Annotated in this window: 18 protein-coding genes and 2 pseudogenes; 10 read left to right on the plus strand and 10 right to left on the minus strand. The window is 66.9% G+C overall.

Annotation, left to right across the window (positions count from 1 at the left end; all coding sequences use genetic code 11):
* Positions 1-10 precede the first annotated feature (10 nt).
* From D3272_RS18655 to D3272_RS18675, 5 genes are read right to left on the minus strand one after another with little or no spacing between them, the layout of a single operon-like run.
* Positions 11-1318, minus strand: coding sequence for an alpha/beta fold hydrolase (locus tag D3272_RS18655; RefSeq protein ID WP_129220720.1), 1308 nt, complete (start codon positions 1316-1318; stop codon positions 11-13).
* 22 nt (positions 1319-1340) lie between these two features.
* Entirely contained in the window at positions 1341-2294 is a 954-nt protein-coding gene (locus D3272_RS18660) for an ABC transporter permease (RefSeq protein ID WP_129220721.1), read from the minus strand.
* A complete protein-coding gene (locus tag D3272_RS18665; protein WP_129220722.1) occupies positions 2291-3271 on the minus strand; it encodes an ABC transporter permease in 981 nt (326 codons plus the stop codon). The genes D3272_RS18660 and D3272_RS18665 overlap by 4 nt, the downstream gene beginning before the upstream one ends.
* A complete protein-coding gene (locus D3272_RS18670; RefSeq protein WP_129220723.1) occupies positions 3268-5124 on the minus strand; it encodes a dipeptide ABC transporter ATP-binding protein in 1857 nt (618 codons plus the stop codon). Before D3272_RS18670 ends, D3272_RS18665 begins: the two co-directional genes overlap by 4 nt.
* A 37-nt stretch (positions 5125-5161) precedes the next feature.
* A complete protein-coding gene (locus D3272_RS18675; RefSeq protein WP_129220724.1) occupies positions 5162-6889 on the minus strand; it encodes an ABC transporter substrate-binding protein in 1728 nt (575 codons plus the stop codon).
* Between the two features lie 250 nt (positions 6890-7139).
* Here D3272_RS18675 and D3272_RS18680 point away from each other — a divergent pair.
* A pseudogene (locus D3272_RS18680) lies at positions 7140-7361 on the plus strand (IS481 family transposase); the annotation flags it as partial.
* 139 nt (positions 7362-7500) lie between these two features.
* Here D3272_RS18680 and D3272_RS28450 read toward each other — a convergent pair.
* Complete coding sequence (locus D3272_RS28450; RefSeq protein ID WP_129220725.1) at positions 7501-7638, minus strand: hypothetical protein; 138 nt, start codon at positions 7636-7638, stop codon at positions 7501-7503.
* Between the two features lie 98 nt (positions 7639-7736).
* On the minus strand, positions 7737-8873 hold the full coding sequence (locus tag D3272_RS18690) for a helix-turn-helix transcriptional regulator (protein ID WP_129220726.1): 1137 nt from the start codon (positions 8871-8873) through the stop codon (positions 7737-7739).
* Here D3272_RS18690 and D3272_RS18695 point away from each other — a divergent pair.
* The 3 genes from D3272_RS18695 to D3272_RS18705 all read left to right on the plus strand — a co-directional run bounded on the left by D3272_RS18695 (position 8850) and on the right by D3272_RS18705 (position 11704).
* Complete coding sequence (locus D3272_RS18695) at positions 8850-10238, plus strand: cupin domain-containing protein (RefSeq protein WP_129220727.1); 1389 nt, start codon at positions 8850-8852, stop codon at positions 10236-10238. The genes D3272_RS18690 and D3272_RS18695 overlap by 24 nt on opposite strands.
* Positions 10239-10316: 78 nt before the next feature.
* Entirely contained in the window at positions 10317-11393 is a 1077-nt protein-coding gene (locus D3272_RS18700) for a YeiH family protein (RefSeq protein ID WP_129220728.1), read from the plus strand.
* Between the two features lie 23 nt (positions 11394-11416).
* Complete coding sequence (locus tag D3272_RS18705; protein ID WP_129220729.1) at positions 11417-11704, plus strand: hypothetical protein; 288 nt, start codon at positions 11417-11419, stop codon at positions 11702-11704.
* 402 nt (positions 11705-12106) lie between these two features.
* Here the strand turns inward: D3272_RS18705 and D3272_RS18710 are convergent, their stop codons facing one another.
* Positions 12107-13009 (minus strand): LysR family transcriptional regulator, encoded by a 903-nt coding sequence (locus tag D3272_RS18710; RefSeq protein ID WP_129220730.1) that lies wholly within the window; start codon positions 13007-13009, stop codon positions 12107-12109.
* A 109-nt stretch (positions 13010-13118) separates the two neighbouring features.
* On the opposite strand from D3272_RS18710, the gene D3272_RS18715 reads away from it, so the two are divergent.
* The 5 genes from D3272_RS18715 (at position 13119) to D3272_RS18735 (ending at position 15696) form a co-directional block, all read left to right on the plus strand.
* Entirely contained in the window at positions 13119-13514 is a 396-nt protein-coding gene (locus D3272_RS18715; RefSeq protein WP_129220731.1) for a (R)-mandelonitrile lyase, read from the plus strand.
* A gap of 1 nt (position 13515) precedes the next feature.
* Positions 13516-13746, plus strand: coding sequence for a tautomerase family protein (locus D3272_RS18720; protein WP_129220732.1), 231 nt, complete (start codon positions 13516-13518; stop codon positions 13744-13746).
* Between the two features lie 155 nt (positions 13747-13901).
* Entirely contained in the window at positions 13902-14897 is a 996-nt protein-coding gene (locus tag D3272_RS18725; protein ID WP_129220733.1) for an aldo/keto reductase, read from the plus strand.
* Positions 14898-14908: 11 nt separating this feature from the next.
* Complete coding sequence (locus tag D3272_RS18730; RefSeq protein ID WP_165361417.1) at positions 14909-15385, plus strand: lipocalin-like domain-containing protein; 477 nt, start codon at positions 14909-14911, stop codon at positions 15383-15385.
* The gene (locus tag D3272_RS18735; protein ID WP_129220735.1) at positions 15385-15696 is read left to right on the plus strand and encodes a DUF1330 domain-containing protein; all 312 of its coding nucleotides are present in this window, start codon (positions 15385-15387) and stop codon (positions 15694-15696) included. The genes D3272_RS18730 and D3272_RS18735 overlap by 1 nt, the downstream gene beginning before the upstream one ends.
* Positions 15697-15781: 85 nt before the next feature.
* Here the strand turns inward: D3272_RS18735 and D3272_RS18740 are convergent.
* Positions 15782-16960, minus strand: a pseudogene (locus D3272_RS18740) (IS3 family transposase).
* Between the two features lie 295 nt (positions 16961-17255).
* On the opposite strand from D3272_RS18740, the gene D3272_RS18745 reads away from it, so the two are divergent.
* Entirely contained in the window at positions 17256-17849 is a 594-nt protein-coding gene (locus D3272_RS18745) for a hypothetical protein (protein ID WP_129220736.1), read from the plus strand.
* Positions 17850-18004: 155 nt separating this feature from the next.
* Here D3272_RS18745 and D3272_RS18750 read toward each other — a convergent pair whose 3' ends face one another.
* The gene (locus tag D3272_RS18750) at positions 18005-18286 is read right to left on the minus strand and encodes a hypothetical protein (protein WP_129220737.1); all 282 of its coding nucleotides are present in this window, start codon (positions 18284-18286) and stop codon (positions 18005-18007) included.
* Positions 18287-18501 lie beyond the last annotated feature (215 nt).

Raw genomic sequence — 18501 nt, forward strand, 5'->3', positions numbered from 1 at the left:
TGGAGGGAAATCAGGCGGCGAGCGGGCCACCGCGGTCGCGCACCATGTCGCGCAGGCGCGCGAAGACGGCCGGCGACGCGCGAAGGCCGTCGTGCTCGTATTCGTTGGTGACCCATACCTCGGCGTTGCCGAGATGCTCCGCAGTGTCCATCGACAGCTCGGCATCGACGTAAAGGTCGTCGAAGTAAACGGCGGCGGCGAGCGGCACGGCATTCGCGGCCAGCCGCCCGGGATCGACGAGCGCCCCGTAGCGCGGCCGCGCCGCCAGCGCTCCTGCGGCGGCCGCGAACGGTCGTAGCGAGCGGATGTCCTGAAACATCCAGGGATAGATCATCTCGCCCGGAAACAGGAGCGGTCGGTGCTGCGGGGCGAAGTCCGGATGGGCGGCGAGTTCGCGCTCGGCGGCCCAGCCTGTTGCGCCTTCGCCCTGCCCGTAGATGCTTTCCTGAAGCACGGCGTAGAGCGGATTGCCGTCGTAGGAGGTCAGGGCGGCGACACGCGACAGGAAATGGTCGGACAGCCGCGTTTCCGCCGCGTCCGAGAAGGCTTCGTCGAACAGCCAGTGGACGTTCTCGAACCCCGGCGCCATGCCGAAGTCGATGCCCACGATCTGCAGCCTACGGACCGTGAGGGCATCGCCGTCGGGCAAGCGGATGTTTCGCGCGGCGAGGAGGTCGGCGACCCGGCCGATGCGAGCGCGGTCGTCGGGATAGCGCTCGTAGAAACGCTCCGTCTTCCGGCGAGCCCGGGGAAAGGTGCGACGGTAGACATCGGCGGCCGTGGCCCTCAGCCCCGGCAGGCCGCCCGTGACGTAGCAGGCCGACAAGCCTTCGGGAGCGAAGGACAGGTAGGTCATCGTCACGAAGCCGCCGTAGCTCTGCCCGAGCGTCTCCCAGCGGGTGCCGCCGAAGACCGTGGTGCGAAGGTATTCGGCATCGCGGACGATGCTGTCGGCACGGAACAGGCAGAGGTGGTCGGCCGCCCTTTCGGGATCGGCGAAGGCAGCCATGTGTCGCGCCTCGATGCGGCTCGAGCGCCCCGTGCCGCGTTGATCGAGCAGGATCACCCGGTGGGTCGCGAGGGCTTCCTTCAGCCAAGGCGGACCGCCGGCCGCCGGCCGCGGCGACGTTCCGCCGGGTCCCCCTTGCAGGAACAACAGCTTCGGCAGGGAGGCATCGCGGTCGCGTTCCGGGTTGACCACCTCGCGTGCGAACACGTCCAACGTTCGGCCGTCGTCCGGCCGGCTCCAGTCGAGCGGAACCGTGACGCGGTGGTCGCGCACCCGCATGCCGGGAATCACATATTCGGAAAGGATCATCGCAGCGTCCTCGTCTGAAGCCTCAGCGTAAGCGAGGATCGAGCACCACGTAGAGCAGGTCGACCGCGATATTGGCGATGACGATGAAGAGGCCGCCCAGCAGCACCACGCCGATGATGATGGGCCGATCCTGGTTCTTGACCGCCTGCACCGCAAGGGCGCCGACGCCCTGCAGGCCGTAGACCTGCTCGATCACGATGGCGCCCCCGAGAAGGAGGGCGATGTCGGCGCCGAGCTGCGTGACGAGCGGCGTCAAGGTCGCGCGCAAGGCGTGCCGGTAGACGACCACCCGTTCGGACAGACCCTTGGCGCGGGCCGTGCGGATGTAGTCCTCCCCGAGCACCTGGAGGAGCTGGCCGCGCGTCAGGCGCGCGTAGATGGCGGCGGTGACCAGGACAAGGGTCGTCCAGGGAAGGACGAGATGCCAAGCCCAGACGAGGGGATCGGCGAGCAGCGGCTTGTAGCCGCCTGGCGGGAAAAGGGTGAAGCCGGCCTGCCGGGGCAGGAAGTAGAACAGGTAGAGCGACATCATGCCGAGCACGAAGGTCGGGAAGCTCAGGCCGATGAGGATGAAGGATTGCCCGATCCGGTCCCGGAGGCCGCCGACGTGACATGCGGACATGACGCCGATCGGGATGCCGATGGCGAGCCAGAGGAGAGTGCCGCCCACGACGAGCGACACGGTGGCCGGGATGCGGTTCAGGATGAGCGACGCCACCGGCTGCTGGTTGCGATAGGAGAAGCCGAGGTCGCCCGTGGCGGCACGGGAGAGGAAGCTCGCATATTGAACCAGGATGGGGCGATCAAGGCCGAGGTTGCTCCGGATCTGGATCAGTTGCGCTTCCGTGGCCTTGTCGCCGGCCACCATGCGGGCCGGGTCTCCCGGGGCTACGAAGAAGAGGAGGAACACGAAGGCGCTCAGGCAGAAGAGAACCAGCGCGGCGAAGCCGAGACGGCCGGCGAGGAAGCGGATCATGGCGGTGCCCCGCGCCAGGACGCGCGCCGGATCGGACGCGGCTTGGGGTCGAGGGCGTCGCGCAGCCCATCGCCCAGGATGTTGAAGGCGAGGGTCGTCATCAGCAGGGCGGCGCCAGGGACCACGACGAGCCACCAGGCCACGAGATAGATGCCGTTGGCGGCCGCGTCCGAAAGCATGCCGCCCCAGCTGGGGGCCGGCGGAACGATCCCGAGGCCGAGGAATGACAAGGTCGCCTCGAACACGATGGCGCTTGGGATCATCAAGGTCGTGTAGACGATGATCGGCACCGAAAGGTTGGGCAGGATGTCGTGGCCCATGATCGACAGCGGCCCGGCCCCGAGCGAACGGCTGGCGCGAACGAAATCCCGACGCGACAGCGAGACCACTTCCGCCCTGACGACCCGACCCATGGTGGTCCAGGTGAAGAAGACGATGACGCCGACGCTCAGCCACAGGCCGGGGCCGCAGACCGACACGAGGGCGAGGGCGCAGAGCAGGAAGGGGACGCTCATGACCAGGTCCATGGCCCGGCTGAGCACCACGTCGACCCAGCCGCCCAGGTACCCCGCCAGGACCCCGACCGAAAGGCCCACGGTGGCGGCCGCCAAAGAGGCGAACACGCCCACGAGAAGCGACACGCGAGCCCCATAGGCGAGCCGCACCAGCACGTCGCGTCCGAGATGGTCGGTTCCCAGAGGGAACTCGGCACGTGGCCCGACCGGCAGGCCCATCGCGGTCATTCCCGACTGGCGGTATTGGGCGATGGGTGAATGGCCGGTCCAGGCCTCGACCAAGGGCGCGGCGGACGCGAAGGCGAGGAGGACGACGATGAAGGCGAGTGCCCCCATGCTCGCCTTGTCGCGTCGCAGACGCCGGAGCGTCAGTGATGCGGATCCGCGCTGCACGACCTCGTCGCGGGTTTCGGCCTGTCTCACCGCGTCGAATGCCGCGTCGCCCGTCGGCGCAACGCTCATGTCGCCACCTCGTTCGTGGTTTCGACGAGGCGCCGCGTATGGACGGCAGCCGGGATCGGCGCCGTATGGGAGGCGCCCAGGAGCATCCGGGTATAGAGATGGCCCGGCCGGGCGTGGATGTCCTCGGTGTCGGCCAGTTCCACGATCTCGCCGGCGCGCATCACGGCGATCCGGTCGCAAACATGCCGCACCACCGCCAAGTCGTGGGAGATGAAGAGGTAGGTCAGGCCGAGGTCGCGCTGAAGGGATCGGAGGAGGTTCAGGATCTGGGCCTGGATGGAAACGTCGAGCGCCGAGACAGGCTCGTCGAGGATCACGAGGCTCGGCTTCAGGGCGAGGGCCCGGGCGATGCCGATCCGTTGCCGCTGCCCCCCGGAGAACTCGGACGGAAACCGATTGTAGTGCTCGGGGTCGAGACCGACCATCTCCATGAGGCCGCGCACCTCGGCCTTGCGCGCCTGGCCTTTCGCAAGGCCGTGGATGCGGAAAGGATCGCCGATGATCGCGCCGACACGCCGGCGAGGGTTGAGCGATCCGAACGGGTCCTGGAAGACGACCTGCACCTGACGGCGTAACGCCGTCCAGCCTCGGCTGTCGAGGCCGTCGAGCCGCTTGCCCTCGAATGTCACATGTCCCCCCGTTGTGGGAACGAGGCCGGCCAGGACCTGCGCGAGCGTGGACTTGCCGCTGCCGCTCTCTCCCACGAGCCCCAGGGTCTCACCCCGCCACAGCGCGAGGTCGATCCCGCGCAGCACCTCGTGGCGACCCCGGCCGCCGAGGAGGCGGCCGGTCGGATAGGACAACCGGACACCCTCGGCCTCGAGGATCGGTGCCTCCCCTCCTCGGGAGGGCCGGGGAGGCGGCGCGCCCGCCGGGGTTCGCGGAGCCGGTGCTCGGGCGCCATCCTCGAGCCAGCAGAGCGCGCGAGCGCCATCGTCGAACAGGCGCAGCGGCGGTTTGCGCGCGACGCAAATCGGCATCGCTTCCGTGCAGCGCGGCGCGAACACGCAGGCCCGGGACGGCACCAGGAGGCTGGGGGGGCGGCCGGGGATCGGCGCGATCTCGCCACCGGGGCTATGGTGTCCTGGGGACGAACGCAACAGGGCCGCCGTGTAGGGGTGGGCCGGCTGCGCGAAGAGGCTTCGGCTCGGCGCGATCTCGACACGCTGCCCGGCGTAGAGGATCATGACCCGGTCGGCGATGCGTGACAGCAGGCCGAGATCATGCGTGATCAGCACGATGGCCGTGCCGCGCTCGCGGCGCATCTCGTCCAGCAGGGAGATGATCTGGGCCTGGACCGTGACGTCGAGCGCCGTGGTGGGCTCGTCCGCGATGACGAGCGGCGGGTTGAGCACCAGCGCCATGGCGATCATCACGCGTTGGCGCATGCCGCCGGAGAACTGATGGGGGTAGTCGTCGAAGCGCTTGTCCGGGTCGGCGATGCCGACACGGTCCAGCATGGCGACCACCCGCCGACGTGCCTCGGCACCGCCGACGCGCTCGTGCACGTGGATCACCTCGGCGATCTGCCGGCCGATCGTATGGAAGGGGTGAAGGCTGGAAAGCGGATCCTGGAAGATCATCCCGATCTGGGATCCGCGCAAGCCGCAGAGGTCCCGCGCAGCGAGGCGCAGCAGGTTTCGGCCCTGGAAGGTCACGCTTCCCGAAACCTGAGCCCCCCTGATCAGCCCGGTGAGGGCCTGCGTCAGAACACTCTTGCCCGAACCGGACTCGCCGGCGATACCGAACACTTCGCCGGCCGCGACGGAGAACGACACGCCCTGGGTGGCATGCACGACGCCGTCCTCGACTGGCAGGCGGACGACGAGGTCACGCGCTTCGAGAAGTGTCATGACCGCGCCGCGGCGGACGCGCGGGGTGTCGCCACCATCAGCGCGACAACCAGACGTTCGTCCAGTCGCCCTGGGCGCCGATGGCATAGGGCAGAAAGTTCTGCACGGCCTCGCCGTGATACAGGACCACCTTGGGCGCGGCATAGGGCACGACGGGCGCATCCGCCATCACGGTCTCGTCCACCTTCGCCCAGAGCGCCGCGGATGTCGCGGGGATCGTGGCGTCGATGGCCTCGGCGGCGATCTTGTCGGCTTCCGGGTTGTTGTAATCCGTATAGTCGTAGGTCTGGTGCGTGCCGTTGAACGTGAACTGCGGCTGGAACACCGACCGGGCCGCCCCGCCGACCCAGTCCGGGGACCAGGCGACGGGGGCAATGTCCCACGTTCCTTCCTTGGTGTTGCGCGTGTTGGTCATGAATTTGGAATAGTAATCCGCAGGCGCAACGGGCGTCAGCTCCACCTGGAAACCGGCTTTGGCCAGGCTAGCCTGGATCGTCTGGGCGATCGCCGGCTCGTCGTTCTGATTTCGGAACGGCATCTTCAGCGTCAGCCCGTTCGGGAAACCCGCCTCGGCCAGAAGCGCCTTGGCCCTGGTCGCGTCGCCCGCCCCATAGGGTGCGAAGTCGTGGTAGCCGAGCACGCCCGGCCCGAAGATGCCGTTCTGGGGGGCGGCAACCAGGGAGCCACCCATCTGCTGGACGATGGCGGCCTTGTCGATCGCATATTGCAGGGCTTGCCGGACCTTCAAGGTCTTCAGCGCGCCGTTGTTGTTGGCCGACACGGTGTTGATGAACAGGAAGGTGGTCCGGCCCGTCGCGATGGTGGACAGCTTGTCGTCGTGAGAAGCCTGCAGGGTCTGCAGCGTGGCCGACGGGATGGTCACGTCGTAGACCATGTCGCCGTCGCCCGACTGCAGTTGCTGGATCACGGCATCGGCCTGCAAGCCGAAGGTGATCTCGATCGCGTCCACGTAGGCCTTCCGCAACGGATCGGATTCCGCCTTCCAGGCTGGATTGCGTTTCAGCTTGAGCGAGGAGTCGGGGGCGTATTCGGCGACCGTGTAGGGCCCGCTGGCGATGAACTTGGACCGGTAGTCGGGCCCGTCCGGCATCGTGCCCAGCACCTCGACAGGCGCGGGAGCCGCTGTCGGCAACGAGAGCATGGAGATGAAGTCGCCCGCCTTCTCGGTGAGGCGGATGGCGATCGTACGGTCGTCGGGTGTCTCGATCCCCGCGATGTCGTCGGACTCGATATAGGCCTTCATGGCCTCCACGGTCGGCTTGACCTTGGCGAAGCCATCGCAGAAGGACCGCATGCCCACGATCAGGTCGACGTAATAGGTCAGCGCCGCCGAGCCGAGCGCGGGATTGCACATGCGCTTCATGCCCCGCTTGAAGTCGGCCGCGACGATTGGCCGGGCTCCTGTCGGAGTACCCCACATGACCCCGGGACGCAGGGTGAAGGTATAGCGCAGGCCATTGTCGGTGGGTTGCGGGATCTCCGTTGCCAGGTCGGGCTTGGGTTCGATCTGCATCTGCGGATCCGCGGAGGCCTCGTAGCTGACGAGTTGCCGGGACACGGCGCGTAGGAAGTTGTTGGTCGTGACCAGGGCCGCCGATGTGGGATCGAAATGATCGATATCCGCTGTTCCCAGGATGCGAAGGGTGCCGCCCATCTGCGGCGGCTGTGCCGCGGCAGGACCGACATAGCCCACAACCGCACAGGATGCGGCGCCAGCGAGCAGAGATCTGATGCGATACGACATGGCTGGCTCGCAACGAGGTGAAATCAAACAGCAGACACAACCTCGTCTCGACAGCACCGACCTGTCAAGCTATCGACTGTCGGACTACAGAAATTTACGGACTGGCGATCTGTGCGCGAGTGTGATGATCGTCACTCCGCATGGAGCTTGACGGGGCTGCTCGCTCCTTCGTTTGAGCATGCAATCCCGGTGTGTGATGGTGCATCATCGATCCTGACGCGTCGGGAGGATGACCCTTGGCAAGCGTTCTTCACGGCAACGCCTGCACGACGCCGCGTCTTCATTTCTGACAGCCGAGACGGCGCAGGCGCGCAGGCGCTCCGAGACACACGAGATCGGCTACGTGCACATCGACTGTTGTGAGCAGCGTCATGCCGGCGGAAAGCCGATCATGGTCCCGGCCATCGATCGCGTCTGCAAGTTCACATCTGCTGAGTGCTTCGACAGCGCGGGCAAGATGGAAGGATCGGCGTAACCATCCATCGGATGTGGAGTTCGGCTGAGCGACGGCCTGTGCCGGTGGCGCTCGACACGGTGCTGAATGTGCTCGCGCCAGAGGTGATGTACGCGGTGGTCACCACTGTCCGTACGGCGGCCTCGCCCGTGGCGGATCACATGGCGCCATAGCCGTTGGTGTTCTTGCGCCGGAACACGGCGGGCCTCGGGTCGCGCTCGCGGGCGTTGTTGCGGGCCTCGATCCGTCCGGGGAAGGCGGCGAAGGTCAGAAGCTGATCGCGCGCTCGGCGCATGCGGTTCTGGATGGGCGGAAGTGGATCGGCTGATTTTCTGGACGATAAGCGACATTCGGACGACCGCTCAAGACATACCACGATCCCAACATGCACCGTCAGATGGGATTACCGTGCGACGCGATCTGCCTCAGGAGGTCGGAGCGACGGCGGGCACCCGTCCTGCGGAAGATCGAGGCCAGATGCGTTTTCACGGTCGCCGATTTGACGCCCAGCGCATCGGCGATCTCGCGGACGCTTCCGCCGGTTCCGACCGCTTGCAACACCCTCATCTCGCTGGGTGTCAGCTTGTGTGATCTGGCGATCGCTTCGACACCCGAGACCACCGGGATCTCGGCCCGCCGCACGAAGATGGCGGCCGTGGCAGAGTAACCGAGACTGGCTTTCTGTCTGGCGCCCGACGACAAAGGGAGGACGTGAGCCAGGAACCGCTCTCCGGTTCGGCTCGCGAGCAGGATCGAAGGCGAACCGAGTCCCAGCGAAACGTCGGTCCCGACAGCCGTGGCGGCGAGACTGGCCCGAAGCGCGTGGTTGGCCTCGGGATCGACCGCCGTGAGCGAGCCGTCCCGCAGTCTCAACAGCCCACCGTCCTTGAGCAGGGCATCTCCCGCTTCGTTCGTGAAGTCGATCCGCCCCGTCGCATTGACCAGGAAAGCGCCGGCCGTCACGGAATCCAGGATCGCGCCCAGTTTCGTCGACAGCGACTTCTGCCGATCGATCTCGCGCCCGATCATCACGGCCCGACGCACGTGAGGTGCGATGAGAGCCATGCGGCGTCGCATCTCCTCGTCGACGACACCCTGGGCTCTGCTGCGTCGCACCGAGAAACAGGCGGCGCTCGTCGAGAACCGATAAAGGTTGACCCCAATCACATCGATGAGGCCTTGCGGCTGCACCCATTCCTCGAAAAAACGCGTCCTGTGAAACTCAGGATGCGGGATGATGTCGCCGCCACTGAAGACAACGCCGGGATCGATGAAGGTGATGGCGGGGAAGAAAGGATTGAGTCGCACGTAGTGACTGACATAACTCTCGATGAACTCGGGGTCGTCGTTCCAGGAGTGAAAGATCACCGCACTCTGTACGACGGGGTCCTGCCAAAAGATGTTGGCCGCCGCTCCGTCGAGGTATGCGCACGCGGCCTCCAGCGCTGCCGGCCACGTCACCGGATCGAGCGTGGCGTCGTAGAAGGCGGCCAGCACCTGCGATAGATGCTCGATCTCGGTGGTCTGCATCGAACAGTCTCCCGGCGATCCGGTATCAGGCTCGATCTCGTAGACAGGTTCAGGAGTAGTTTATGTCTCATCCGTTCGGATGATGCAATCGCGCGGCGCGCGATCGACAGTGCGAGGGCGGGTCGTCTTCAGCTTGAGCGCTTCGACGCTGCCGCGGATGTGCAGAGCACTTCGGAGACGGCCATGGACGTCGAGCGGCGGAAGATCCTCAGCGGTCTCGCAATCGGAGCCGGAACCTTCGCGGCCTCGAGGGCCGCCGCGGCCGATGGCGATGGGCGCGCCGCAGGCGACGAGGCCACCCCGGCATCCGCCTTCGTCCGCACGCTTCCGCGCAAGCCCGGAACCGGGCAGGCCTTCTCGGCCTCCCTCGATTCCGGGCCGATCAAGGCGACCTCGGGTGGCTGGGCCCGCGACCTGACGACCAACCAGCTTCCCATCGCGACCGGAATCGCTGGCGCCCACCTGTTCCTCAATCCCGGCGGGGTCCGGGAGATGCACTGGCACGCCTCCGCCGAATGGGCCTACGTCATCGCGGGCCGCTGCCAGGCCACGATCGTGGACCCCGACGGGGTCATGGAGGTCGTCAACTTCGGGCCCGGCGACACATGGTCGTTTCCGGCCGGCCACGCCCATGCGATCCAGGCCCTCGGTACGACGCCCTGTCACGCCATCCTGACCTTCGACGACGGACGTTACGGCGAACATGGAACGTTCGGGCTCAGCGACTTCATGAGCCGCCTCGATGGGCCCATGCTCCGCACCACGCTCGGCGTCGATGAGGCCTTGGCCCGGCGACTGCCCGAAGGCGAGACCTACATCATGCAGGGCCCCGTGGTGCCGCTCGACGGCGCCCGCGCGACGGCGGAGCAACGCCTCGATGCGAAGCGATCGCACCGCTACGCCTTGTCGGGGTCCAGCCCGCTGATCGAGACCGAGGCGGGGTCCCTCCGGGTCGCGTCAGCGGCGGCCTTCCCGGTGTCCGGCACGATGACGGGCTTCGTCCAGACCCTGCAGCCGGGGGCGATCCACACGCCGCACTGGCATCCCGGCGCCAACGAATGGCACTTCCTCCTGAAGGGTCGCACGAAGGTGACGATCTTCGAAGCCGACAAGCGGATGGCGACGGCGGAACTGGCGGCCGGCGACTGTGCCTACCTGCCGCGTGCCATGGGGCACATCGTGCAGAACATCGGGGCCGAACCCTGCCACTTCGTCGGTGTTCACGACGCTCCGAGCTATGCCGAAAGCTCCCTGTCCCGGTGGCTCTCGACCGTGCCGGCCCACCTCGTCGCCGCCAATCTCGGCCTGACCGAACCCGAGGTCGCCTCGTTGCCACGGCAGCCCCTGGTCTTCGCCCGCGCGTGACGGCCCGCGGCTGCGCTCGCCCCGGGAACCGCCATCGTCTCCGGACCTGCCCTGCCCTCTCCTCGTCGTCGGTCAACCATGACCACCCTCGCCCTGAACCGCATCGTCCTGCTGGCGCGCATCCTTCCCGGCGTCATGCTGTGCGTCGCCGTCGCGCTCCTGGCCGATCGCCTCGTGCCCGCCGAGATCGCCCTGACGGGTCGGCTGTTCGTCGATCCCGTCGTTCTCGCGATCCTTCTCGGGACGTCCGTCCGCGCCGTGTGGCGGCCGGGCGCGGCCTGGGCGCAGGGCATCACCTGCAGCGCCAAAGTCCTGCTCGAATGTTCCGTGGTGCTGATCGGCGCCTCGATCGACGCGAACACGCTGTCGCGGCTTGGGCCCACCACGATCCTCAGCGTCGGCCTGCTCGTGGTGGCCGCCGTCACTGGCAGCTATGGCTTCGCACGGGCCTGGGGATTGCCCCATCGGCTCTCGGTCCTGATCGCCTGCGGAAACGCGATCTGCGGGAACGCGGCGATCGGCGCCGTCGCGCCCCTCGTCGGCGCCGATGCCCGCGACATCACCACGGCCGTGTCCTTCACCGCCGTGTTCGGCCTCCTCGTCGTGCTGACCCTGCCGACCCTCATCCCCATCCTACACCTGACGCCGGCTCAGTACGGCGAACTGGCGGGGTTGACCGTCTATTCCATCCCTCAGGTGCTGGCCGCGACAGCGCCGGTCGGAATCCTGAGCAGCCAGATCGGCACCATCGTCAAACTGTCGCGCGTGCTCATGCTCGGCCCGGTCGTCCTGGGCATCGCCGGTGTCCAGGTGTGCCGCGCGCGTCGCGTCGTCGGGACTGATCGATCCCCGCCGGAGACATGCGAACCTCCCCGGATCGCGGCATCGGTCTCGACCTTCGTCCCCTGGTTCCTGGTGGGCTTCGTCGGCCTGGCATCGTGCCGCTCGGCGGGCCTCCTGCCCGGCGCATTCGTCGAACCTGCCGCGGTCGCCGCTCACCTGCTGACCGTCGTGTCCATGGCGGCACTCGGCCTCAACGTCGACATCCGCACCCTGACCCGGTGCGGCAACCGGATCGCGCTGGCCGTGGCCGGGTCGCTCGCCGGCATCTTTCTCATGAGCCTCGCGATCGTGCGTGGCCTGTCGCCGTCCTGAAACCTTCCACATCGGAGTTCCGAATGATGGTGCTGCGCGGGATGGGCAAGGCCCGGACTTGGATCGTGCCAAGCGGCGTGGCGGTGACGCTCCTCATGGGCTGCTGGTCGCCGTCCCGGAGCGCGGAGCGCCATGACACCTGCGAGGAGCAGGGCGAGATCGTGGCCATCTACGACTGCCAGTCCGGGCTCGTCCTCTGGTCGAGGCAGCCACCCGGACAGACGCTGCCGACGCTGTCGTCCGGTCGACAGCTCTGCCGCCTCATGAGCGGTCAAGGCCGCTCACCAGCGGCCGACGAGCGATGCCTGTGACGCGGACTGCTGCTCGCTCGGTCACGGCGTCTCACGCCATGGAAGAGCACCGCTGCAGGCGTGTTCTCCCGTCTAGAGCCGTCGCCGCTCGCCTTGGCTCGCGACTTCAGCTCTAGTGCCATGTTTTTGCGAGCATCTTCACGCGATCAGGTGACTCGACCTGATCGCGATCTGCTCTAGCGATAGGTTCGGAGCATGACGTCGATCACACGATCCGGACTCGGTGTCTCGACAGCGGCGGGTCGCGCAACGTCGGTTCCGGGCGGAGTCCAGAACGGCTGCCGTCGAGAAGTTATGCTCGGAAGCGGACATCTCCGGAGCTTCGAGGATGGGGCGAGCCCGCTCACCATAAACGGTAAGCGCGACTCCGGCGGATTCGTGGCCGTCGTGGACGCCCGCGGATCACGACGGCACTCCTCTGAAGCGGAGCGCATCCACCACCAGACCGAAGGCGGACGAGGGTTGGCGCCGGCTCGGGTAATAGAGGTGGTAGCCTGAGAAGGGTCGGCACCAGTCGGCGAGCACGCGGACCAGTCGCCCGGCTTCGATGTCAGCCTCGACCTGATCCTCGGTCACGTGGGCCAGCCCGAACCCGGATCGGACGGCGTCCAGGATCATCGGGACGCTGTTGAAGACGAGTTGCCCGTCCACCCGCACCTTCAACTCGCGTTTGCCGTCTTCGAACTCCCACGCGTAGAGGCCGCCGTAGGTCGGGAGGCGCAGGTTGATGCAGGCGTGGTCGGTCAGGTCCTGGGGCGTCACGGGCGCAGCCCTGGACGCGAGGTAGGACGGAGACCCGACCGTCGCCATGCGCATCTCGGGGCCGATCTGGACCGCGATCATGTCCTTGGCGATGATGCCGCCGAGGCGCACTCCGGCGTCGTAGCGGTCCGCGACGATGTCGGCGAGGCCGTAGTCGATGACCACCTCGACCCTGACCTCCGGGTAGTCGGGAAGGAGCCTCGCCATGGCGGGCCACAGGATCGTGCGCGCCGCGTTCTCGTCCGCCGTGATGCGGACGAGGCCGGCCGGCTTCTCCCTCAGTTCACGGAGGGCGGCCAGGTCCGCCTTGATGCCGTCGACCCGGGGACCGATCGATCGCAGCAGGCGCTCGCCCGCCTCCGTCGTCGCGACGCTACGCGTCGTGCGCGTCAACAGGCGCAGGCCGAGGCGCCCTTCGAGGTTGCGGAGGGTCTGGCTCAGTGCCGACTGCGACACGCCGAGCTTGGCGGCCGCGCGCGTGAAGCTGCGCTCCCTCGCCACGGCCAGGAAAGCCGCGAGGTCGTTGAGGTTTGCGTCACTCATTGATTAGCATTTCTAATGACGACATCCGCAATTCAGCTTCTAATCGGGCTTGGGCGAGAGCGCTATCTTCCTCGGCATCAGGCAGCGACGCGTCGCGAGGGAGAAGGCGATGGACATCAAGCGCAGTGGCTCTCAGCCGTCCGGCAAGGGGCCTGCCGACTGGTTCACCGGAACCGTCCGCATCGATCCGTTGAACAACCCGCCCGAGCCGGCCCGCGTCGGACTGGCTCTCGTCACCTTCGAACCCGGTGCCCGAACGGCATGGCACACGCACCCACTCGGGCAGACGCTCGTCGTCACCGCCGGGCTCGGACGGGTTCAGCGCGAGGGTGGTCCGATCGAGGCCATCCGGCCGGGTGACGTCGTCTGGTTCGAGCCGGGCGAGAAGCACTGGCACGGCGCATCCGCCACGACCGCGATGAGCCATATCGCCATCCAGGAGAAGCTCGACGGCTCGCCCGTCGACTGGATGGAGCACGTCACCGACCTCCAGTACGAGGGCTGAGATGCCCCACGTCATCGTGAAGATCGCCGTGGGCCGGTCCCAGGAGACGAAGGCCCGCATGGCGTCCGCCATCACCCAGGCCCTCGTCGCCACCACGACGGTCGACGAGGATGCCGTCTCGGTCAGCATCGAGGATGTCGATCCAGCCGAATGGGCCGAGAAGGTCTACAGGCCGGACATCCTCGGCAAACCCGAGAGCCTCCACAAGAAGCCTGGCTACCACCTGGCGTGAGGCCGCCGCCGGCCAGCCGACAAAGCCTCGTCGGCGTCGCTCGGTCGACGATCGGCGCCAGCCGGAACCTCAGCCCGACGACCCCCGCCCGACGCTGAGCCGGCGCGCTCGGGGTGACGACACGGGCATCGACCACAGCAGCGGGGACACGACGGATGCAGACGCGAAAGCTCGGCAATAGCGGCCTGGAGGTGTCGGCCCTCGGCCTCGGCTGCATGGGCATGAGCTGGTCGTACGGACCGGCCAAGGACAGAGCGGACATGACGGCGCTGCTCCACGCCGCCGTCGATCGCGGCGTGACCTTCTTCGATACCGCCGAGGTCTATGGCCCCCTGACGAACGAGGACCTGCTCGGCGAGGCCCTGGCGCCGTTCAAGGGCCGGGTGACGATCGCCACGAAGTTCGGCTGGGCGCCCGGCCCGGACGACACTGACCGCTGGTCCACCCTGAACAGCCGGCCGGATCACATCCGGGCAGCGGCGGAAGGGTCGCTCAGGCGGCTGAGGGTCGACGCGATCGACCTCTTCTATCAGCACCGTGTCGATCCCGACGTTCCGATCGAGGACGTGGCCGGCGCCGTGAGGGACCTCATCCAGGCGGGCAAGGTCAGGGCCTTCGGCCTGTCCGAAGCCGGCGCCGCGACCATCCGCCGGGCCCACGCCGTGCAGCCCGTGGCGGCGCTGCAGAGCGAATATTCCCTGTGGTGGCGGCAGCCGGAGGAAACGGTCATGCCGACCCTGGAGGAGTTGGGCATCGCGTTCGTCCCCTTCAGCCCGCTCGGCAAGGGCTTCCTCACGGGCGCCATCGACGCCGGCACCACGTTCGACAGCTCGGATTTCCGCAACAGCGTGCCGCGGTTCTCCGCGGAGAACCGCGAGTCCAATCGGGCCCTGGTCGATGTCCTCGTCCGGTTCGCGGCGGAACGGCGGGCGACCCCCGCCCAGGTCGCGCTGGCCTGGCTGCTCGCCCGCAAGCCGTGGATCGTGCCGATCCCCGGCACGACGAAGCTCCACCGGCTCGAGGAGAACCTCGGCGCGGCGGCGGTCGAGCTGAACCCTGACGACCTGCGCGCGATCGATGACGCTTCCGCGCGGATCGAGGTCGCGGGAGCCCGATACCCCGAAGCCCACGAAAGGTTGGTCGGCCGATGAGAACCCAAACCATGAGAACAGCGGCGCTCGCCGTGGTCGCCATGATCGCGGCCGGCGGATCCGCGCCCGCGCAGTCTTCCGGGCAGGCCGCCGCCGGCCCCGACAGGGCGAGGCTGGTGGGGGCCTGGCACATGGTGTCGATGGAGGAACAGGCGCCCGACGGGACGCTGACCCATCGCGACGACCGGGATGCCATGCTGGTCTACACGGCCGACGGGCACGTTTCGGTGCAGGTCATGTATCCCGCGTCGGACATCTCCTCCACGACCAATTCCCCGTATTCCAAAGATGGGTACGAGGCGTCGTTCGGCAGCTACGACGTCGACGAGCAGGCCCACACCGTCACGCATCACGTTCGAGGCTCCCTCGTGCGCACGCTGATCGGTCGGGACCTGCCGCGCGTGATGCAGTTCTCGACCGACGGGCACCTGACGTTGCGATCCGCCAGGCCCGAAGAGAAGTGGTCCGTGACGTGGGAGCACGATTGATGCGTTTCGCTCCCATCCGCGTCCTGGCCGTCGGGGTGGCGGCGCTCGGCGTCGCCGACCCGGCCGCCTCGCGGGACAGGGCCGCGACGGGCGCTCCCGCCGACGACGTCGCCGACGTCAAGGTGAGCGACGAGGAGGGGATCAAGCCCTGCAGCGCCGCCGTGGAAGGCACGTTCAAGCCGTTCGGTGGCCGCTCCATCGTGCGGGGGCGGATCCCGTCCCGCTCGAAGGGGCGCCTCGTCGTCATCATGTTCGACAGCCTGGACAAGGCCAGGGCCTGGTACGACTCGCCCGCCTATTCTCAAATGTGAAGACTGATGTCTGCCTTGTTGTGGAGCAGCTGGGCCTTGGTGACACCGAAGACCGTGATGGTGTCGCCAGTGGTCGGGTCGGTGATCACCGCACCAGCGGCTGAGTTGTGAGTGTCGTGTAGCACGTCGAGCGGGGACGCGGAGCAGGTCGGGTCAGCGCAGCCGGCCAAGCGGCGTAGGTTGGCACCACCACTTCCGGGGCTGGCGGGCGGTACCCGAGCGATGCATGAGGCCTGATCGCCTTGTCATGGCGACGCCAGCTCTCGATGATGATCTCGGCTTCACGGAGCGAATAGAAGATTTCGCCGTTGAGCAGCTCGTCCCGAAAGCGGGCGTTGAAGCTTTCGATATAACCATTCCCCTGGGTGAACCGGGCGCGATGTAGGCAGTTTCAGCTCCGACGGCTGAGATCCATCTCTGTACGGCCTTGGCAATGAACTCCGGGCCATTGTCGGAACGAACATGCTCCGGCACGCCGCGCAGGACGAACAGGTCGGACAGGACGTCGATCAACTTCAGCTTGCGGCTGACCCGGATGGCCAGGCACTCATGGGTAAACTCATCGACGACGTTGAGGGTGCGGAACTTACGGCCATCGTGGGTCCGCTCCTCGACGAAGTCATAGGCCCACACGTGATCCCGGCGCTCGGGCCGAAGCCGTATGCAGGAGCCGTCGCCCAGCTACAGCCGCCCGCGTTTCGGCTTCCGAGCCGGCACCTTCAGCCCTTCCTGGCGCCAGATCCGCTCGACGCGCTTGTCGTTGACCACCCAGCCAGCGTCCCACAGCAGGGCGCCGATCTTGCGGTAGCCGTATCGGCCGTACTGGCGTGCCGACTCCATCAGGTCGTGAGTTCTTCGTCGTCGTCGCGGCCCCGCGGCACCTTGCGTTGCGTCGACCGATGCTGACCGAGCGCCCGGCAGGCGCGGCGCTCGGAAATGTTCAGCACATCACGGACATGGTCGATGCAAACGCGTCGGCGAGCGCGGCTCAGAAGTTTCCCCGGAATGCCTCCCGCAGGATCGGCTTATCGAGCGTGAGGTCCGCGATCGCCTTGCGCAGCCGGCTGTTCTCGGTCTCCAGGTCCTTCATCCGCTTGATCTGATCCGACTTCAGCGCGCCGTACTCCTGCCGCCAACGATAGTACGTGACTTCCGTCACTCCGATGCTGCGGATCGCGTCCGCCACGCTCGACCCTTGTGACACCAGCACATCGACCTGACGCAGCTTGGTGACGATCTCCTCGGGCCTATGCCGCTTTGCCATATCGTCCGTCCTCCAGGGCTCGAAACCCATACTCCAGGGCGGACCACTTCAAGGGGGGAGGATCACAGTCACCCCATTCCACCCGACCGCTGGCGGGGACCCGCGCCTTCCGGCCGTCTTGGTCGGGACCCGAGAGGGCACGGCCCGGACGGCCGGACGACGTCCAGACCGTGTCGAACCCTTCTCCACCACGCGACGGCCGCTCAATCGAAACATCCTGGCGCCGAGCGGCGCCTTATTGGCGTGGAATTTGTCGGCGACGAAAGCACAGCGGCAACGATCGAGGGGCAGGCAAATGGGCTATGGGTATGATGACTACGGTTACGGCGGCGGGTATTATTCGGTGCCCGGTCCCGGCGGCCACCTCGACGCGAGGACTTATCTCGACGGTCCCGGCACGCACGCCTACCTGCAACAGGGCCAGTATTCCAGCTACGCCTACGAAGGCCAGAACGGCAGCATCTTCGAGCAGAACACAACGACGTTCAAGGGCGGATACGAGCAGAGCACATCCTACGACTATTCGAACGCATCGTATCGTTACAGTCACATCGCTGATTTTTCCTATCACAATCCGCCCCTGTATCACATTACGGGCATCTACGGATACTCGTCCTATCAGGCAGGCGGTTCGTACGGCTCGTATGTCGGTTCGTATGGACCGGGAGAGGTCACCTCATACAACGTATCCGACATCGAGACGCACACCGATGGCGCATACAGCACCGTAAGCTTCCAGAACGCTTCCGAAACGACATTGGCGGACGGATACTACCACACCGGCTACTCGTCTCGTTCCGGTGAATATCTGAACGGTCACCAGGTCCCGGGCAGCGTGACGTCTGACTCCACGACGTCGTACGGCTACCTCAACTCTTACGCGACCTGACAGGGCATCACGGCTGGCCTGGGAACGTTCGGGCGACCTCGTTTCTCAGTTGGCCGAGCCGGAGTTCGAGGCCCGCCGCGGCCTTGGGCTGCCGTGTGGGGATGCGACAGGCCCGAACATCATGACTCCCGCGGCACGCCACCTGACGCGAGCATTCACCAGGCGACGAGCCTGGTCGTCAAGCCGATGAGGACTGCGACCCCGAGGCAGCGCCGCCACGGGTTCACGCCGCGCAGCAACTCGTCACCGGCCCAAACCACCAACGACACGGTTGCGACGATGTGGACGCCGATGCCGACCGGTTCCGCGGTGCCGGTGTACAGTTCGAGGACGGATGCGATGGCGAAGATCCAAAGCCAAGTGTTCGGCCACTGCGCGATGACGATCCGGCCCGTGTGCCGATCTCGCCAAAACCAATCGATGAAACGCGTCGTCATCACGGGAATGGGGTCCACAGGTCGGGGCGGGGCTCGATGGCGAGCGAGGAGGAGATGGTGTCGATCGGAACGCGCCAGTAGCCGCCTTGATGGCCGAACCGGCCGCTCTCGGTTGCGACACGACGTTCCACGATCGGCTGGTGTCAGCGGCTCGAAGCGGTGAGACGGCATCGATGGCGGGCATCTCGCAGGAGGGAGGGCGTGTCAGAAGCCGA

This window comes from Lichenibacterium ramalinae (assembly GCF_004137085.1).
Lineage (GTDB): Bacteria > Pseudomonadota > Alphaproteobacteria > Rhizobiales > Beijerinckiaceae > Lichenihabitans > Lichenihabitans ramalinae.

Bases quoted from the DNA above. Each gene is read 5' to 3' on its own strand.
- D3272_RS18655 (WP_129220720.1), bottom strand. From the start codon at position 1,318: ATGATCCTTTCCGAATATGTGATTCCCGGCATGCGGGTGCGCGACCAC.
- D3272_RS18660 (WP_129220721.1), bottom strand. From the start codon at position 2,294: ATGATCCGCTTCCTCGCCGGCCGTCTCGGCTTCGCCGCGCTGGTTCTC.
- D3272_RS18665 (WP_129220722.1), bottom strand. From the start codon at position 3,271: ATGAGCGTTGCGCCGACGGGCGACGCGGCATTCGACGCGGTGAGACAG.
- D3272_RS18670 (WP_129220723.1), bottom strand. From the start codon at position 5,124: ATGACACTTCTCGAAGCGCGTGACCTCGTCGTCCGCCTGCCAGTCGAG.
- D3272_RS18675 (WP_129220724.1), bottom strand. From the start codon at position 6,889: ATGTCGTATCGCATCAGATCTCTGCTCGCTGGCGCCGCATCCTGTGCG.
- D3272_RS28450 (WP_129220725.1), bottom strand. From the start codon at position 7,638: ATGCGCCGAGCGCGCGATCAGCTTCTGACCTTCGCCGCCTTCCCCGGA.
- D3272_RS18695 (WP_129220727.1), top strand. From the start codon at position 8,850: ATGCTCGATCTCGGTGGTCTGCATCGAACAGTCTCCCGGCGATCCGGT.
- D3272_RS18690 (WP_129220726.1), bottom strand. From the start codon at position 8,873: ATGCAGACCACCGAGATCGAGCATCTATCGCAGGTGCTGGCCGCCTTC.
- D3272_RS18700 (WP_129220728.1), top strand. From the start codon at position 10,317: ATGACCACCCTCGCCCTGAACCGCATCGTCCTGCTGGCGCGCATCCTT.
- D3272_RS18705 (WP_129220729.1), top strand. From the start codon at position 11,417: ATGATGGTGCTGCGCGGGATGGGCAAGGCCCGGACTTGGATCGTGCCA.
- D3272_RS18710 (WP_129220730.1), bottom strand. From the start codon at position 13,009: ATGAGTGACGCAAACCTCAACGACCTCGCGGCTTTCCTGGCCGTGGCG.
- D3272_RS18715 (WP_129220731.1), top strand. From the start codon at position 13,119: ATGGACATCAAGCGCAGTGGCTCTCAGCCGTCCGGCAAGGGGCCTGCC.
- D3272_RS18720 (WP_129220732.1), top strand. From the start codon at position 13,516: ATGCCCCACGTCATCGTGAAGATCGCCGTGGGCCGGTCCCAGGAGACG.
- D3272_RS18725 (WP_129220733.1), top strand. From the start codon at position 13,902: ATGCAGACGCGAAAGCTCGGCAATAGCGGCCTGGAGGTGTCGGCCCTC.
- D3272_RS18730 (WP_165361417.1), top strand. From the start codon at position 14,909: ATGAGAACAGCGGCGCTCGCCGTGGTCGCCATGATCGCGGCCGGCGGA.
- D3272_RS18735 (WP_129220735.1), top strand. From the start codon at position 15,385: ATGCGTTTCGCTCCCATCCGCGTCCTGGCCGTCGGGGTGGCGGCGCTC.
- D3272_RS18745 (WP_129220736.1), top strand. From the start codon at position 17,256: ATGGGCTATGGGTATGATGACTACGGTTACGGCGGCGGGTATTATTCG.
- D3272_RS18750 (WP_129220737.1), bottom strand. From the start codon at position 18,286: ATGACGACGCGTTTCATCGATTGGTTTTGGCGAGATCGGCACACGGGC.